Annotated in this window: 18 protein-coding genes; 9 read left to right on the top strand and 9 right to left on the bottom strand. The window is 38.2% G+C overall.

Annotation, left to right across the window (positions count from 1 at the left end; genetic code table 11):
- Nucleotides 1-32: 32 nt before the first annotated feature.
- A complete protein-coding gene (locus PL_RS21235) occupies nt 33-2,399 on the bottom strand; it encodes a right-handed parallel beta-helix repeat-containing protein (protein WP_087149043.1) in 2,367 nt (788 codons plus the stop codon).
- A gap of 264 nt (nt 2,400-2,663) precedes the next feature.
- Between PL_RS21235 and PL_RS21230 the strand changes: the two genes are divergently transcribed.
- Entirely contained in the window at nt 2,664-3,164 is a 501-nt protein-coding gene (locus PL_RS21230; protein WP_041877720.1) for a GNAT family N-acetyltransferase, read from the top strand.
- A 79-nt stretch (nt 3,165-3,243) separates the two neighbouring features.
- On the opposite strand, the gene PL_RS21225 is transcribed toward PL_RS21230, so the two are convergent.
- Together PL_RS21225 and PL_RS21220 are read right to left on the bottom strand one after the other, a co-directional pair.
- Complete coding sequence (locus PL_RS21225; RefSeq protein WP_041877723.1) at nt 3,244-4,065, bottom strand: energy transducer TonB; 822 nt, start codon at nt 4,063-4,065, stop codon at nt 3,244-3,246.
- Between the two features lie 214 nt (nt 4,066-4,279).
- Nucleotides 4,280-4,597, bottom strand: a complete 318-nt coding sequence (locus tag PL_RS21220) for a hypothetical protein (protein ID WP_041877725.1) — start codon at nt 4,595-4,597, stop codon at nt 4,280-4,282.
- Nucleotides 4,598-4,712: 115 nt separating this feature from the next.
- Here PL_RS21220 and PL_RS21215 point away from each other — a divergent pair, with 115 nt between their 5' ends.
- Entirely contained in the window at nt 4,713-5,480 is a 768-nt protein-coding gene (locus tag PL_RS21215) for a DUF2625 domain-containing protein (RefSeq protein WP_087149044.1), read from the top strand.
- A 96-nt stretch (nt 5,481-5,576) separates the two neighbouring features.
- Here PL_RS21215 and PL_RS21210 read toward each other — a convergent pair whose 3' ends face one another.
- Entirely contained in the window at nt 5,577-5,990 is a 414-nt protein-coding gene (locus tag PL_RS21210) for a hypothetical protein (RefSeq protein WP_041877728.1), read from the bottom strand.
- Nucleotides 5,991-6,275: 285 nt separating this feature from the next.
- A complete protein-coding gene (locus PL_RS21205) occupies nt 6,276-6,710 on the bottom strand; it encodes a hypothetical protein (protein ID WP_152620245.1) in 435 nt (144 codons plus the stop codon).
- Between the two features lie 183 nt (nt 6,711-6,893).
- On the opposite strand from PL_RS21205, the gene PL_RS21200 reads away from it, so the two are divergent.
- The 6 genes from PL_RS21200 (at nt 6,894) to PL_RS21175 (ending at nt 11,806) form a co-directional block, all read left to right on the top strand.
- The gene (locus PL_RS21200; protein ID WP_052495990.1) at nt 6,894-7,826 is read left to right on the top strand and encodes a sugar phosphate isomerase/epimerase family protein; all 933 of its coding nucleotides are present in this window, start codon (nt 6,894-6,896) and stop codon (nt 7,824-7,826) included.
- 61 nt (nt 7,827-7,887) lie between these two features.
- Nucleotides 7,888-8,889, top strand: a complete 1,002-nt coding sequence (locus PL_RS21195; RefSeq protein ID WP_041877730.1) for a sterol desaturase family protein — start codon at nt 7,888-7,890, stop codon at nt 8,887-8,889.
- Between the two features lie 137 nt (nt 8,890-9,026).
- Nucleotides 9,027-9,239, top strand: a complete 213-nt coding sequence (locus tag PL_RS21190) for an NAD-dependent epimerase/dehydratase family protein (RefSeq protein ID WP_041877733.1) — start codon at nt 9,027-9,029, stop codon at nt 9,237-9,239.
- Entirely contained in the window at nt 9,236-9,883 is a 648-nt protein-coding gene (locus tag PL_RS21185; RefSeq protein ID WP_041877736.1) for a hypothetical protein, read from the top strand. The genes PL_RS21190 and PL_RS21185 overlap by 4 nt, the downstream gene beginning before the upstream one ends.
- A gap of 37 nt (nt 9,884-9,920) precedes the next feature.
- The gene (locus PL_RS21180; RefSeq protein ID WP_041877738.1) at nt 9,921-11,018 is read left to right on the top strand and encodes an MBL fold metallo-hydrolase; all 1,098 of its coding nucleotides are present in this window, start codon (nt 9,921-9,923) and stop codon (nt 11,016-11,018) included.
- A gap of 5 nt (nt 11,019-11,023) precedes the next feature.
- On the top strand, nt 11,024-11,806 hold the full coding sequence (locus PL_RS21175; RefSeq protein WP_041877741.1) for a helix-turn-helix domain-containing protein: 783 nt from the start codon (nt 11,024-11,026) through the stop codon (nt 11,804-11,806).
- 124 nt (nt 11,807-11,930) lie between these two features.
- On the opposite strand, the gene PL_RS21170 is transcribed toward PL_RS21175, so the two are convergent.
- Both PL_RS21170 and PL_RS21165 read right to left on the bottom strand, forming a co-directional pair.
- On the bottom strand, nt 11,931-12,242 hold the full coding sequence (locus PL_RS21170; RefSeq protein WP_041877743.1) for an ArsR/SmtB family transcription factor: 312 nt from the start codon (nt 12,240-12,242) through the stop codon (nt 11,931-11,933).
- Between the two features lie 44 nt (nt 12,243-12,286).
- Nucleotides 12,287-12,667: a DoxX family membrane protein gene (locus PL_RS21165; protein WP_041877746.1), complete on the bottom strand. Its 381-nt coding sequence runs from the start codon at nt 12,665-12,667 to the stop codon at nt 12,287-12,289.
- A 194-nt stretch (nt 12,668-12,861) separates the two neighbouring features.
- Between PL_RS21165 and PL_RS21160 the strand changes: the two genes are divergently transcribed.
- Nucleotides 12,862-13,638 (top strand): hypothetical protein, encoded by a 777-nt coding sequence (locus PL_RS21160; protein WP_041877749.1) that lies wholly within the window; start codon nt 12,862-12,864, stop codon nt 13,636-13,638.
- Here the strand turns inward: PL_RS21160 and PL_RS21155 are convergent.
- Both PL_RS21155 and PL_RS21150 read right to left on the bottom strand, forming a co-directional pair.
- The gene (locus tag PL_RS21155) at nt 13,635-16,007 is read right to left on the bottom strand and encodes an FdhF/YdeP family oxidoreductase (RefSeq protein ID WP_041877752.1); all 2,373 of its coding nucleotides are present in this window, start codon (nt 16,005-16,007) and stop codon (nt 13,635-13,637) included. The genes PL_RS21160 and PL_RS21155 overlap by 4 nt on opposite strands.
- 21 nt (nt 16,008-16,028) lie before the next feature.
- On the bottom strand, nt 16,029-16,379 hold the full coding sequence (locus PL_RS21150) for a DUF7009 family protein (RefSeq protein ID WP_041877754.1): 351 nt from the start codon (nt 16,377-16,379) through the stop codon (nt 16,029-16,031).
- Nucleotides 16,380-16,400 lie beyond the last annotated feature (21 nt).

The following is a 16,400-nucleotide window of genomic DNA, read 5'->3' as shown; positions in this document are numbered from 1 at the left end:
CACCCTTACGCAGTTTCATGAGTTCTTCAGCATCAGTTAATCAATGGAATGATGATTTTTTTCATAGATTGGTTTCTAAACAGATCAATATTCGCTTCAGACTTATATTGCAGCCCCATTTGTATTTTGAGTAAGTCCTTTCTGTTACGGACAGGCAATTCATTTAATTTCAGAATTACATCATTTGGCAGGATTTTACCGTAGAGTATACTGCTTTGCGGCACTTCCAGAATCAGTACTCCAGTTTCTTCGGCCATTCCGGTAGCTGACCGCTCTCCCAGAGTATTCAGGTCCTTTATTTTTGCACCCAAAAATTCATAAATCTGCTGTCCACGCTCTTTTACTTCGGTTAGTGCTGGTATATTAACCCGATGCGCTATAGCTTTCAAGGCTGGAGAAGTAACCCCGAATTCATCCATTCGGAAATTCTTAAAACCCAACTGAAGCGCCGGAGAGCTTTTTTCAACACGATAATCACCATTCACAGGGTTAACAAATTCCGGATCTCCGGCTACTGAATGTAAATCTGTACCTGCTTTTTGTGCTTCGGCAAGAGCTTCATGATCAGGAAACAAATTGAAATCCACTTGTTTTCCCCAATCGGTAATTCTGATAGGGAAATAACCCCTGGTCACAATATTATTTCTAAAAATATCTCCGCTATTATTAAACCAGACATGCGGATGAAAAGAGTTATTGATTATAATATTATTCTCTACGGTTCTGTAAAATCCTTCCCGCAATTTAAGCCCCCCGTTAAGACATACATTATTATAAATATGATAATTACCAGAACCATCGTCCAGGTCAATATCCCAGCCATGGTCACAACGGAACCGATTATCATGGAGTGTGATTGTTTTAACCACATCAGCAGTTATTAATTCCGGATTGCGCTTCACGATATCCGACATTACGGCATAATCAGGGTGCCAGTAACGATCTCTTCCCCAAGAATTAAAAGCGCCATGATCTCCCGATTCCAAAACTGTATTAAATACATCATTATATTCAATATTATGTCCACCCCAGGTTCCTTCACTGACATTTATTCCTGCTCTGGGAACATCATAAATTGTATTATGACTTACTGTAATGTCCATTGCCATTGAAATTTCCACACCAGCAATTTGTTTTTCCACTTGTCCCAAACCATACATCAGCGTATTTTCAACACGGCAATCAGCAGGATAATTATTTGTTTTTGGTCCTCTCGCTGTATCCAGCTGATTAAAAGAAATAAATTGATTATATTCAAAAACCGGAGATCTTACCGCTTTCGGATCACCAACAAAACATACACCGCTGGCACCTGCGTAAGCAATCTGACAACCTGAAACCTTATTATACCGGTTATAATTGCTCATAAACACGGCATTTCCACCAACAGTATTGAGCAAACAATTCTTGATTTCACAATGCTCTGCTCCTTCCATTATCACCGCTCCACCTCTGTATATTGTCCAGTCACTGCGTAGCAGAGGTTCTTTCGTCTCCATGAATGTCCGTAAAGTATGTTTTAATTCCAATCCTTCTATACTGATATTCTTTACAGGATTACTGGCACTTCCGCGGAATTCAAAGATACTTTTCAGCTGCGGAACTTCTATCAAAGTATTATTTAAATCAGTATTATTCAGTGGATAATAATAAAGCAGCCGGTCACTTTTATTATAGTACCACTCGCCCACAGTATCCAGTTCTTCAAAGATATTTTCAGCAAAACGGTATTTGTCGTGCATCCCCATTTGCCTGTTATTCTGGAATCCTCCTTCCAGCTTTAATCCGCCTTTATCATCCTTTCCTAAAATCTTATACTGATAACCACCCCACTCATGCTTATGCAGGGCATGAATAAATCCTCCTTCGGGATTTTTCCATTGTTTAATCTTTTCAGGACTCATTACATCCTCTGCATAACCCCCAAAAAATCTGATCTTTGGGTTATAATTTGGATACCTGGCCATACGTTGCTGAGAGCCGCCGGCAAATAACTGGTCAAATTCTATGTTCTGATTAACCCTTGCTCTTTTAATACCATTAAGATAGTTTTCCCATTTCAGCTTTAATGGCACACCTCCGCTTATCACCACTTTTTCACCCGGATAAGCTGTATAGCTTACAGCTGCTCCTTCCTCTCTTGAGTCTTTGTCAGTAAAAATAATTGGAGCAGTTAAATAATACGTACCACCACGGATATAAACTACAACAGCCCCTTTTATTGATCTTACTGCTATCTGAGCCCTTTTTAAAGTTGCGAATGGCTTTTCTTTAGTCCCCTGATAAGTATCGTTTCCATTACGGGAAACGTATATATCTTTCGCCAAACTTATATTATTCAGCAATAAACAAAGAAAGGTGAACAGCATCACCCGCAGACTTAATGTATACTTGATCATATCCCGGCTATTATTATCGGGTGGGTTCTGAAGAATGGAATCCCACCTTTATTCCAGACCAATATAATAATAAATGCTCCTGTAGTCTTTAATCCCATTTAGCTAAACATTCAATGATTTTGTTAAAGCAACACACATAAAAAGCCACAAAACAGAATAAATAAGTAGTCCATCACCTAAAAACCACAGTTTTTCAAATAAAATCCGTCCACAATTCTGTAAAAAATATAAATTAGGCAAATATTAACGCCGTACATCAAAAAAATGTCAGAAGTAAACTACAGAAACGCTACATTCTCAGATCTGGAATCTATAGTCAACATATATAATTCAACAATACCATCCAGAATGGTCACTGCTGATACTGAACCAGTAAGTGTAGAAAGCAAAATACAATGGTTTGAAACCCATACACCGGAAAAACATCCGCTTTGGGTAATTGAAGATGAAAAGAATCAGATTACAGGCTGGATAAGTTTCCGCGCATTTTACGGCAGACCCGCTTATAGCGAAACAGCAGAAATAAGCATTTATCTCGATGAAAACCAGCGTGGCAAAGGAATGGGTAAAAAGACACTTGCCTATTCATTAAGTCAATGCCCCGGACTCGGGATCAAAACTATTTTGGGATTCATATTCGCTCATAATGAGCCCAGTCTTAAACTATTCAGGCATTTTGGTTTTGAAGATTGGGGTACATTACCCGAGGTAGCTGTACTTGATGGCGAAGAAAAAAGCCTTAAAATACTGGGAATTAAAATTTAACAACAACAGTCGGTCGCTATTCAGGCCAGGTCACTATATCAAAGGCGGTATCATTTCAGATGATACCGCCTTTGATTTTTTATTGAGATAAAGCGAAACTAATGGGAATATTATACTTTACACGAACCTTATTACCATTCTGAATTCCGGGTAACCAGTGCGGACTGGCTTTCAATACACGTATGGCTTCTTCATCCGTACCGGCACCTAATTTTCTCTCTACTTTAATATCAGTAAGGCTACCGTCCTTTTCAATAATAAAAGACATAAACACTTTGCCCTGTACACCATTCTCCTGGGCCATTGCAGGGTATCTGATAGCTTTTGAAAGATAGGCATAGAATTTATTTATTCCGCCAGGAAACATGGGCTGAACTTCAAGAGCTGCGAATTCAGTATGAATAGTATTATCCTCAACCATAGCAGCTCTTTTTACCCCCTCGCCGGTAGGACCAGTGACAACAATTTCTCCATCAGGTTCACCTACTATGGTTTTCTGCCCTGGTGTTGCAACCTCCAGCTCCTTAATTTGTGGCGGGTCTTCATTAACTACCTTATCAACCACTATTGGCGGCGGAAACTTCAGCGTATTCTCTTTCGCTTTAGGTGGCTCAACCGCAGCCGGTGGCGGAGTTTTGGGATCAACTGCGGGAGGAGGCTGAATAGTCACAGCAACTTTTTGTTCCTGAACATCCTCTACAGAACTGCTCCCTTTAATCAAACTAATAATTCTGGGAGATAAAAAAAGCAGGATAAAAAGTGTTCCTGCAATAAAAAGTGCTTTAACCGTATCTGAATCACTCTGTCTGCGAAGCATATATGCGCCGTAGCTTTTGTTTTTTTTATCAAATACTACATCAAGCCACTCATTGCCAAATAAATCGATTTTTGAACCTAACATTGCTTTAGAATTTAGAAGTGAATACCATACCGTAAAATAGCCTCCGGCTTATTTATAGTATGGATGCTAATTCTATAAGCATTCCATAAAAAAAAGGGCCATATCATTTATTTAATGATATGGCCCCATTCTATGATTTGTTAAACCTGATCAGCCTTGATTATCTTTCTAATCAGCTATATATTTTATCAATCAACCGAAATACGATTAATTACTACAACGTTTCGTTTGTAGCCTGAATAGTATTATTTAAAGCACGTAACAGTGTCTCTTTATAAGCGATAAAGGTACTCTGACGAGTCTCATCTGAATCAGCATCCTTAACAGCTTTTCTACTGATTTTCACTTCTTCCAACTCATTTTTATATAAATCACCAAATGTCTCTGGTTCTTTATTTTTCAATATTCTGACAGTATGAGAATATTTTTCATGCGTATCAACGAGAGCAGCAAAACTTTTCTCGTCATAAGTATTTAAACCAACTATTCTTAATAGCTTTTCAAGCTTTCCTCTTTCTTTTGCGTAACCCATAATTGCGGCAAATATACCAGTTCTTCACAAGAATCACACTATAATAAGCACTTATCAATTTTTTGGATTAATTTCAGTTTATCATCCTATCTTTGAGAAGATAAGTTCTATTTCAATGAAAAGTGTATTTAAAAGCCTTTTAATTCTTGGCATAACCCTTCTTTCTACTACTGTTTTCGCGCAAAATAAGATGCAGAGTCTGGATGAACTCATCAACAAGACCGATCCTGCATGGCCACTGGTTCAAAAATGGATTGACTCTGCAAAAAACAAAGTTGAGGTTCTTGAAGCTGATTCTGCCAATGCTAAAAATGCCCTGTTTAACACTCAGGTCTCCACCTATTCCACTTTAGGCGCAGTGATTTACAATAGTGGAGGCATTATGATTGATAATGGCTGGTTAAGAATCTTAGGATCCGGAAGTACCAGACTGAATCGCTCTGTTCCGGAATGGAATAAAGGAAAAACGATAGAAGAATATGGTGATAAGCCAGACTATTTTTTAGTTGCTGATGATGCAGCTGGTGGTTTTTTCGCCATAAATTATGGGGCTTTTGGTAAAGATTTGAAAAACGTTTATTATTTAGCTCCCAACAGCCTGAACTGGGAACCGCTAGGTCTTGGTTACAGCGAGTTTATTCGTTTCTGTCTTGATGGTGACCTGAATGAATTCTACAAAGGCCTGAGATGGTCAACCTGGAATAAATTTATTGCGAATCTGGACGGTAATAAGTCATATAGTTTCTCCCCTTATTTATGGACAAAAGAGGGAACTGATATAGAAAAGTGCAGAAGAAAATTAGTATCAACAGCTGAACTTTTCAAATTTAATCTGAGCAAGCAGAAAGAGCTTAAAACAGCCGGGGTTGCTCCTGCTCAATAAATATATCTGCATAGTATTAAAACAAAGAGACTGATCATGAATTATGATACAGTCTCTTTGTTTTAATAAGCAGACCCTTCTGGAATTGTTCTCAATTTAAAGCTGAAAACGGAAGGTATACTGATTTTTATTAGGATAAGCTGGAATATCATTCTTAATATATAATTTCAGTGCAGTCCCTCCTCCCTGCGGATAAGCCACATAGTACACATTTGGATTTGCATCAATAGCAGACTTAGTTACATAATATACATAGACTGCACCACCTGAAAGTGTTGCCAGAACTTTAAACTGATAAACCGGGTTAATCTGAAAGACGTGAGATTCAGGTGCCACTAGCCATTCATACCTGTAGGTTGTACTTGCAGCAGTCATACTCATTACGGTAACGTCTGCCTGGCAGGCTACACCAGTCCCTTCTCTTATAACTCTGGGCATTTGCGCAATGGCAGTAAACCCAGCAAATACAATCAGGCTAAATACAAATAATGTTCTTAATAGGTTTTTCATAATAATTTAGATTTAAAAAGGTTAATTAATGAGTTATTTTAGGTCGACATAATAAAAATAGCTCAATTTATTGTTATACAAGACATTAACCTTATTAAGATTAAGAACTGGCAGATCAGAGCCGGAAAAATATTTTGGTTTAATCATTAACGACATAACCAAAACAAGAAGAGCTGTCAGCATTAATGCTGACAGCTCTTCTTGTTAATAAGCATAAATAGAATCAGATTTCATTAAGCTTTAGTAAAAGCTAAAAGATCTGCATTGATTTTTGGTTTTAATTATTTATTCTTCCCAGGCAATAGGAATGTAAATAGTCACATAACCATCAGGACCGATCATTTCCGGAGACAGTGTTGCGATAACATTACCATAACCAGTCCAGTTTCCCTGACCTCTCAGCACATTAAACTCATAAGTTCCGGCTGGCAGATTATTAATAGTTCCAGGTAACTGATAAGGCAGATAAACTCCCAGAGGCGAAGAACCCAACTGACATTCAAAGTCACTACCTGTATTTGTGTTAGTTGCAGTAAAACCCGGACTATCAGTATAACCAGTAGTTGACAGACTGCCATCCAGATGTTTAAAACCAAAACGGACATTATAGCTTACCGGTGGTTCAGTATTTTTTGGTGGTGTACTTACTGCAGAAGTTGCAAAAGCAGTTAAAGAAACGACTGATAACAGGATCAGGCAAATAGAAATTATCTTTTTCATAATAAATAGTTTTATATAATAAAGATCAAAAAACATTCCGGGTTATTTATTAAACAGGGGTTATCAGATAATTAAATTTCCGTAAGATGAAAACGTTTCCAATATTACAATCACGATGTTACATAAAATGCATACCACAGAGATTTAAAATATGTATTTTGATTTTTCAAAACCTTGCTAACCATGAAATATAACCGAAGAAATTTTATAGGGAATAGTCTTGCCGTAACAACCGCAATGCTTTTACCTTCACTGGACATATTCGGATCTTCAAGGCTCGTCACAGAACACATAGAAAAAGGTTTTGCCTTAAAGATCATGGCCCCCTTCTGGGGTTTCAACGGAACTGTAACTGATTTTTGCAAAAAGGCAAAACATGATGGATATGATGGGATAGAAATTTTATGGCCATCTGATATTACCCTGCAAAAAGAGTTATTTGCGGCATTAAAAGAGTATCAGCTGGACGCAGGATTTCTTTGCCGCGGAGATGAGCCGCTTCCGGATAACAATTTTGCAACTTTTAAAAAGGTAATCAGCGAAGCAACCGAAAACAAATACCAGCAGCCACTATACATAAACGTCCATTCAGGCAGGGATTTCTTTAGTTACCAAGAGAATAAGCAGTTTATAGATTTTACTATTAATTATTCAAAGAAAACTGGTGTTCCCATTTATCATGAAACCCACAGATCGCGTATGCTTTATTCAGCACCGGCGGCCTTGCCTTATTTACAAAAAAATCCAGGTCTGAGACTTACGCTGGATATTTCCCACTGGTGTAATGTTAGTGAAAGCTTACTGGAAGATCAGCCAGCTACTGTTGAACTGGCTATTTCCCGCACAGATCATGTACACTCCAGAGTTGGACATGCTGAAGGGCCACAGGTCAGCGATCCCCGTGCTCCGGAATGGAAAGCAGAATTAGCTGCTCATTTTGCCTGGTGGGATAAAGTAGTTAACTTAAAAAAAAGACAGGGCAAAGTGCTTACGATGTTAACCGAATTTGGTCCCCCCTCTTATATGCCTACTATTCCTTTTACTAATCGCCCTGTAGCCGATCAATGGGAAATAAATGTATATATGATGCAGGTCTGGAGAAAAAGGTATCTGTAAATCGTCTGCGATCACTAATAGAATTAATTATAAATCATTGTAAAAACAATTATATCAGCTAATGAATATCTTTCAAACATTCTATGACGAACTAACAGGCTTCTTTGGTATCGGTGGTATTATAAAGATGGTGCAAAGCGGAGATTATGGCTCACTGTCTACATTTGAAGGCATACAACATCTTATCGCACCCATTATCCCCTTTCTGTTACTGATAGAAATATTAAGGGCTTTTTTTTATAAACGTTTTAAAATAGACGAATACCGCATTCCCTTTTTAGTATTTGTAATCAACCGTTTAATCTCCAGATTTATATCAATAGCTGCAGTAGCATTCTGTATAGGATTACTCGAAAAACATGCTATTTTCACAACAACCTTTACGTGGTACTGGCTGATTTATGGCTATATTATCTGGGAATTTTCTCATTTTGTTTACCATGCCCTTGCTCATAAAGTCAGAATCTTATGGTGTCTGCATTCCACACATCATGCCCCCCAGCAAATGAACCTCTCTGTTAATTTTGCCCATTTCTTTTTAGAGGCGCCTTATGCGGATGTAATCCGGACTTCAATATGTATACTTTTAGGCGTAAATCCGGCCCTGCTTTTTTTCATTATGTTCATTGATGGATTCTGGGGTTCCTTTATACATATAGGAGAAAATGTCATTAAAGATGGAAGATTGGGATTCTTAAATCATATTCTGCTTTCTCCTTCACATCACCGGGTACATCACGCCAGAAATCCATTATACATGGACACCAATTTCTGCAACCTGCTGAATATCTGGGACCGGGTTTTCAAAACTTATCAGGATGAAAGAAGAGATATCATAATAGAATATGGCATCACCCGAGAGATGGATCCCAACAGTCTGTGGGATGTTTATTTCGGTGAATTTATTTGTTTAGGAAAAGATATTGTCGCAGCTCCAGGTCTCAAAAACAAGCTATTATACATCATTATGCCACCGGGATGGAATCATACAGGAGATCATAAAACTGCAAAAATTACACGACGATCATTTATCGAAGAAGAACTTACCAAAACCGTCAAATAAAACTACAACGCTTCAGTGGCTTTTTCCCGGAATTAAGGCCACTGAATTTCTCTCTATCAGCACCCGCTGAAATTTGGACTTTTCAACAAAGCCAGCAATCAGATTAACTCTCATCTTTGTATCCTGATTTCATCATTATGACAAAGGAAAATAATCAAACATGGGTTTTAGTTACTGGTGGTATGGGCTTTGTAGGTATTCATGCTATTCATCAGCTGTTGCAAAAAGGTTACCAAATAAAAACTACGCTTCGTTCTTTAAACAGAAAAAACGAGGTACTCTCCATGCTGAAAGCAGCCGGTATAACCATGATAGCTTCATCACCATTAAAAACAAATTTACACCTATGAAAATCATATTAACAGGGGCTACAGGAATGGCTGGCCAGGGCGTTTTATTAGAATGTCTGCAAAATAATGCCGTTACAGAGATATTAATGATCAATAGAAAACATCTGGACATTGTACACCCCAAACTAAATGAATTACTGGTTCCCGATTTTCTGAAAATAGAAGACTATAGTAATTCGTTACACGGATATGATGCCTGTTTCTTCTGCGCTGGTATTAGTTCAGTAGGTATGAATGAAGAGAAATACACTATTATCACCTATGATACAACCATGCAATTTGCTAAAACACTGGTGACCATTAATCCTGACATGGTTTTCAATTATATCACAGGAGCAAATACAGACAGCACAGAACAAAGTAAAACGATGTGGGCCAGGGTAAAAGGTAAAACCGAAAACGATTTGATGAAATTACCTTTTAAAGGGCAGTATAATTTTCGTCCGGGAGGTATGGCACCTGTAAAAGGGCAAAAAAGTGTCAAAATGATTTATGTTGTCATTGTAAACATCATTAAAATTTTTGCACCAAAAAGCATTATCAGTCTTAATGAACTGGGACAGGCGATGATTAATGCCGTACAAAAAGGCTACCCTAAACAGGTTCTGGAAATCAGCGATATTAAATTACTGGCCAAAGGATAGGGCTATGAAGAAAAACTTTAAAATTTTAAAACGAACAATGCAGATTCTTTTAATGCTGATCGTATTGATCGCGGTTACTTCATTTTTTTATATGCGTCAGGCCAAATTCGGGAAATTGCCTGCCGGAGAACGATTAGCAAGAATTGAAAAATCACCACACTATAAAGACGGCGGCTTTCGGAACCTGATTGAAAAACCTACACTAACCGAAGGATATTCCATACCAGGTGAATTATATAAAACAATCTTTACAAAATTTCCCAACCGCAATCCTGTTGATTCTTTGCCTTCGCTGAAAACAGATTTAAAGTCTTTACCAATTGACAGTAATCTGATTGTCTGGTTTGGACATTCTTCTTTTTATATGCAGCTTGACGGAAAAAGATTTTTAGCAGACCCGGTATTCAGCGGATCAGCATCCCCTGTTCCAGGTTCAGTTAAGGCATATAAAGGAAGTGATATTTATACAGCAGACGATATGCCTGCAATAGACTATATGCTGATCTCCCATGACCATTATGATCACCTGGATTATGAAACGGCTATCGCACTGAAAAACAAAGTAAAACAGGTCATATGTGGTTTAGGTGTAGGTGCACATTTTGAGTATTGGGGTTATAGCCCGGAACAAATCATAGAAAAAGACTGGTATGAAAAAGTAGAAGTAGCTGAAGGTTATACCATCTTTACAGAATCAACACATCATGAATCTGGCAGAGGATTTACAAGGAGTAAAGCATTGTGGTTATCCTTTTTAATCCAATCTCCAACTATGAAAGTATATTATAGTGGTGATGGTGGTTACGATAATCGTTTTGCAGAAATCGGCAGAAAATATGGTGTAATAGACTGGGCAATTATGGAATGCGGGCAATATAATAAAGCCTGGCAGGCGGTACATGAGTTACCCGAAGAAGTAGCCCGTGCAACCGTGCAATTAAAGGCAAAGAACATGCTTCCTGTCCATCATTCTAAATTTACACTGGCTAATCATCCCTGGAATGAACCACTGAATAAAATAACGGAGTTTTCTAATCATAAACCCTATCGTTTGGCTACACCTATGATTGGCGAAACCGTACATCTGAATGATGATCAACAGGTATTTACAAAGTGGTGGGAAAGAGTAAATTAGTGCCGATGAAAATTACAGAAATAACGTCCTGCTATCTTGGCCCGCAGATCTCACCTGAGCAATTTGTCCCGGAGCATATTTTCATCTTTTTGCTCAAGGGCAGAATGAATGGTTATGATGGTACAAAACATACAAAAATAGGACCTGGAGAATGTTGTATAGTACGTAAGAACCGGTTGGCAAGATACAACAAGCAAAAAGATCAGAATGATTTTGAAAAAGTAGTAGTCATATTGGATGAAGAGTTCTTGAAAAAGTATCAAAAGAAATATGCGCTTTCTTCATCAGAATATTTTGTTTCTGATATTTTTATTCCGTTGGAAAGTTCACCATCGGTTATAAATTTCATACAGGAACAGCTGCCCGCTTACGAAAGTCAGGAAACAACCTTGCAACGCACTGATGAAATAAGAGAAAAGTTCCTGCAAGTCCTGCTGGATGTATATCCGGAACTGGTAAACCTTTTCTTTGATTTTGGAAAGCCTGGCAGAATTGACCTGGAAGCCTATATGCAAAAGCACTACAAGTTCAATGTCAGCTTAGAACGTTTGGCTTACCTTACCGGACGAAGCCTATCTGCATTTAAAAGAGATTTTAAAGCTATATTCAGACAAACACCCAATCGGTGGCTCGTACAAAGGCGTCTGCAGGAAGCACATTTTCTGATTGAAAAAGAGAAGAAAATATCCAATGAAATTTACCTGGATCTGGGTTTCGAGGATCTGTCACATTTTTCCTTTGCTTTCAAAAGACATTTCGGATATAACGCGACGGAACTGGCTGGATAAAAAAGGAGTTAAAGCTGCTTTTCATTTTAAAAAACAGCTTTAACTGCATTTACAGTAGTAGTAACAGTAATTTTGTTGTCTGCTTTTTATTTTTTCAAGGTTAGTAAGTTGTGTTTCATTTTTTTTATCCCTGAATAGTTAGCAAAAGATCATCCAGCTGCTGATAGCGGGTTTCCCAGATCTCGCGGAATTGTTCTAACCACTTGTCTATTTCTTTCATTTTGTCAATTTCAAGTTGATAATATATTTCGCGGCCCTGATGCTCCTGTTTTACCAGTTCACATTCAGTTAAAACTTTCAGATGTTTCGAAACTGCCTGGCGTGTGGTATCAAAATGCTCAGCAATCGTATTAGGTGTCATAGCTTGAATAGCAATCAGAGCGATAATAGCTCTTCTTGTAGGATCTGATATAGCTTGAAATATATCTCTTCTCATTGATTGTTGTGATAAGATGAGCTTAAGGCTCCGTAACATTAAAATTATTTCCTGATTAAGTGCAGATATTTTTCCCAATTCTCAATAATTACCCAAAGAATAACTGCGATCAGAATAAAAACTATAGGCAATCCCGATGGAGCCATACTAATGTTGGCCAGTAGAATACCTGTTAAGATAGGAACGATAACAATAGCACCCAGCGCCCGTGTTTTTCCAAAGATCAGCAACAAACCACCAAGGATTTCTATAGTACCCACAAGTGGCATTAACCAGCCTATTTCCATAAATGCTTTAAATGCTTTTACCATTTTCTCAGGCATTTCTTTTGGCATGGGCATGTAGTGCAGGAATTTATCCAGACCTGCATTAATAAACATCAGCCCGGTGAGCAGGCATAAAACGAAGAGAATTTTACTTTTCATGATTATTTTAATTTAAATAAGAAACCAATTAGTTGTAAATATATATGCAACTAGTTGGTTTCGCAAGTCCTTTTAAGAAAATAAAATACTAAACTCAGGACTGTATTATAGCCTATGCAATCATATCTTTATAACGCATCGCAAAAGCCGGTCCTTAACAGGTTTTCTTATATTTGATGAAAGATTTCAAGTCAATGAGGATTTTTTATATTGTTTTGACTACGATAGTGCTGATAATAGCCTGGACTTACTTTTCCCGCTATATCGGCTACAAGTCAATCTATAACAACTATAGCTTATTATCTCAATTGAAGAGTTCCGGTGGGTATACCATCAAAAAAATAACAGACAAAAAGCTTTACCTGCAGTTTAGTGATAGGTTTGCAACCAGCGATGAAAGAAAGGAATACTACCGGATAAACAAGCCAAAGAAAAATACAGACGGCTTCGTATATTATGATACACTTAAACATCAGTTTTGGATAGAAACCACTGAAAAGCCTCACCGTAAAGACGGTCACCTTCCTCTTCCCTATGAGGAATGGTTAAATACAGACCTGAAAGGAAATATCATTGCAGTAAAACACAGAGACAGCATTAAAACTTCTCCGGGCATCATTCTGGAAGACGAAATAGTGAATTTCTATAAATGGAATGATAAAAATCAGAAGTTTTATATGGATTATTTCTTCAGAGAGAAATTTAACTGGAGTGCTATGAATCCGGTCCGCGGTATTGGCTTTTCTAACGGAGCTTCCTCCCATACCTGGCAGGGAACAGCTTTTTTCAGACTATTAATGGATGCACAGCCAATTGAATTCAAAATAAATACTGCTAATACAGCCAGTTTTGAAATGAGACTATACAGGCTGCCCAGGCATTTTACTGAAAAAGAAACAGCATTGCTTTATGTAGCTGACAAGTATTTTGACCAGAAAGAGACAGGACTATATCTGATGACAAAAAATTAAGATGATGCTTCAATTTTTTTAACCCGTTCAAATATCTCTGGAGTATGTTTTCTGATTTTTATTCTTACATATTTAGATGCTGGCATATTACTCTCCTCCACTACATTATTAATGGAAACCAAAACATTTGTTTCTGGGAAATAGGTAACCGTATTTCTCTCTGGAATCTGATACGATACAATAATAAATAGCGGAGCAATTCTTTCTATACCATCATCATAATTAAACAAATCTACTTTGTCACCTGCCTTAAATCCGCCTTTTTCAATATCAACCTGATTCATAAATACAACCCGTCTTTCATTTTTTATTCCCCTGTAACGATCATCTAATCCGTAAATAGTGGTATTAAACTGATCATGTGTACGAGTGGTTGCCATCATATATTCATCATCATCGAGCTTATTATCCGGTAATTCTGTAAGTGTAAATGGCGCGCGATCTCCAAAATTCTTGGTAATAAATTTGCCATCCCTTGCTGCATTGGGCAAGTAAAATCCAGCTTTTTCTCTTACCCTTTCATTATAATTTTCAAAACCCGGGATGCACTTTTCAATGGCGTCCCGAACCGCATTATAACTATCGTGATAGAGCTGCCAGTTCACAACAGACCTATCTCCAAGAGTCGCCATAGCCATTCTACAGACAATCTGTGTCTCATTGACCAGGTTATCTGATACCGGTTTTAACATCCCTTTAGAAGACTGTACCACACCCATAGAATTTTCCGTGCTGACAATTTGTACCTGGCCCTTTACAATATCTTCATCACTGCGTCCGTAAGTTGGGAGTATGATAGATTCTTTGCCATGTACCAAATGTCCACGGTTTAATTTTGTGGAAACACTAACGATTAAATTCAGCTTGCGTATCGCATTGGCCGTATAAGTAGTATCAGGCGTTGCTGACAGGAAATTCCCGCCCATACAGAACAGTAACTTTACCTTTCCTTCGTCCATGGCCTTTATTGCTCTGACCACATCGTACCCATGTGCTCTTGGAGGGTTAAATCCAAAATAAGCCTGTAACCGATCCAGTTGTTCATCTGTGGGTTTCTCATCGATCATCATCGTCCGGTTCCCCTGTACGTTACTATGTCCCCGCACCGGGCAAACACCAGCCCCCTGCTTACCGATACTTCCCTTCAGCAATAAAATGTTTAGGATCTCCCGTATCATATGTACACCATTAGGCTGCTGAGTAAGTCCCATTCCCCAACAGACAATGATTCTTTTTTTAAAAGCAATCATCTGAGCCGCATCGTATATTGCCGATAGTGGAACGCCCGACAATTGAGCTAATTCTTCTGCATTATACCCCTCAACCCGCTCTACAAATGCATCATACCCAGTGGTTTTTTCTTTGATAAACTCACGGTCAAATACTTCTCCTGGTGATTTTCTCTCGAAATCCACTAAAAAACATTCAAGAGCTTTGAGCAAGGCCATATCTCCATTGATCTTTACAGGCAGGTAAAGATCTGCCAGTTTATCTCCATCCCCTAAAATCCCGCTGATTTCCTGCGGATTACGGAAACCGAATAATCCAGCTTCCGGTAATGGATTAATCGCGATAATTTTCGCTCCGTTTTTCTTCCCTTTCGCCAATGCACTCATCATCCGGGGAGCATTTGTTCCCGGATTCTGACCAATTATAACGATAACATCTGTATCATAAAAATCTTCCAGGGTAACAGTACCTTTCCCTATACCAATAGTTGGGCGCAAAGCTGAACCAGATGTTTCATGGCACATATTTGAGCAGTCGGGCATGTTATTGGTCCCAAATTCTTTCGCAAAAAGCTGATATAAAAAAGAGGCCTCATTACTTGTTCTTCCTGAAGTATAAAATGCAGCTTCATTCGGATCTTTCAGCTCATTAAGATGCTGAGCAATCTTTTTAAAAGCATCGTCCCAGCTAATTGGCACATAATGTGTCGCATTTTCAGGAAGATACACGGGGTCGGTTAACCGCCCCATTTTTCCAATTTCGTAGTCCGTTAATTTAGCGAGTTCGAAGACAGAATTTACTTTAAAAAACTCAGGCGTTACCCTTTTGCTCGTCGCCTCTTCTGCCAGTGCTTTAGCACCATTTTCACAATATTCACCTATAGGAGACCGCTCATCATCCGGATCTGGCCATGCACAGCTTGGACAGTCAAAACCACCTGCCTGGTTCATTTTAAACAATGCTTTTGTCCCACGAATGACAGCCTTTTCTTCAATCAAGTCAGCGAAAGCCGCCAATACCGCAGGGATACCTGCCGACCAGGTCTTTACAGGAGTTAATTTCAAGTCCAAAAGAGTATATGGATTCTCTGCGTCAGGTTTTTTGATTGCCGCTTTCTTTTCTAAATTATCTTCTTTCATAACTCATCAATTTATTACCAATCAACATTTTAAAGCAGGATTCGGATAATTATCACTCTGATCCTCATCTACATTGTCCAGACAAACGAAATCTTTTTCAATAAGCAGACTTACAGGACCCGTTTTGTCTTCAAATCCGACTCTATCCGTATGATGAAGCTCTTCAATCATCTTTCTGGATATCTTAAGTACAATATCATTCCCGTTAAAGTTTGCTGTAAGCCCCTCTTCATCTCCCACAATAACCAGATACCCAAAAGTTTTGCCTGCAAACTCAGTGTACTCTTCCAGATGCCCGGTCGCGAACAATTTAGTAACCTCTGACTGAATGAGTCTGTATCTTATAGAATTGCCTTTAATTCTGATTTTCATCTATTTTAATTTTAGTCGTTA

This window comes from Pedobacter lusitanus, assembly GCF_040026395.1.
GTDB classification, from domain to species: Bacteria; Bacteroidota; Bacteroidia; order Sphingobacteriales; family Sphingobacteriaceae; genus Pedobacter; species Pedobacter lusitanus.
This window is presented reverse-complemented; position numbering and strand designations above follow the sequence as displayed.

Coding starts and splice junctions, on each gene's coding strand:
- PL_RS21155 (WP_041877752.1), bottom strand. CDS start 16,007: ATGAAAGAAGATAATTTAGAAAAGAAAGCGGCAATCAAAAAACCTGAC.
- PL_RS21210 (WP_041877728.1), bottom strand. CDS start 5,990: ATGAAAAACCTATTAAGAACATTATTTGTATTTAGCCTGATTGTATTT.
- PL_RS21230 (WP_041877720.1), top strand. CDS start 2,664: ATGTCAGAAGTAAACTACAGAAACGCTACATTCTCAGATCTGGAATCT.
- PL_RS21175 (WP_041877741.1), top strand. CDS start 11,024: ATGAAAATTACAGAAATAACGTCCTGCTATCTTGGCCCGCAGATCTCA.
- PL_RS21190 (WP_041877733.1), top strand. CDS start 9,027: ATGACAAAGGAAAATAATCAAACATGGGTTTTAGTTACTGGTGGTATG.
- PL_RS21225 (WP_041877723.1), bottom strand. CDS start 4,065: ATGTTAGGTTCAAAAATCGATTTATTTGGCAATGAGTGGCTTGATGTA.
- PL_RS21150 (WP_041877754.1), bottom strand. CDS start 16,379: ATGAAAATCAGAATTAAAGGCAATTCTATAAGATACAGACTCATTCAG.
- PL_RS21170 (WP_041877743.1), bottom strand. CDS start 12,242: ATGAGAAGAGATATATTTCAAGCTATATCAGATCCTACAAGAAGAGCT.
- PL_RS21185 (WP_041877736.1), top strand. CDS start 9,236: ATGAAAATCATATTAACAGGGGCTACAGGAATGGCTGGCCAGGGCGTT.
- PL_RS21160 (WP_041877749.1), top strand. CDS start 12,862: ATGAGGATTTTTTATATTGTTTTGACTACGATAGTGCTGATAATAGCC.
- PL_RS21235 (WP_087149043.1), bottom strand. CDS start 2,399: ATGATCAAGTATACATTAAGTCTGCGGGTGATGCTGTTCACCTTTCTT.
- PL_RS21165 (WP_041877746.1), bottom strand. CDS start 12,667: ATGAAAAGTAAAATTCTCTTCGTTTTATGCCTGCTCACCGGGCTGATG.
- PL_RS21220 (WP_041877725.1), bottom strand. CDS start 4,597: ATGGGTTACGCAAAAGAAAGAGGAAAGCTTGAAAAGCTATTAAGAATA.
- PL_RS21205 (WP_152620245.1), bottom strand. CDS start 6,710: ATGAAAAAGATAATTTCTATTTGCCTGATCCTGTTATCAGTCGTTTCT.
- PL_RS21200 (WP_052495990.1), top strand. CDS start 6,894: ATGAAATATAACCGAAGAAATTTTATAGGGAATAGTCTTGCCGTAACA.
- PL_RS21215 (WP_087149044.1), top strand. CDS start 4,713: ATGAAAAGTGTATTTAAAAGCCTTTTAATTCTTGGCATAACCCTTCTT.
- PL_RS21180 (WP_041877738.1), top strand. CDS start 9,921: ATGCAGATTCTTTTAATGCTGATCGTATTGATCGCGGTTACTTCATTT.
- PL_RS21195 (WP_041877730.1), top strand. CDS start 7,888: ATGAATATCTTTCAAACATTCTATGACGAACTAACAGGCTTCTTTGGT.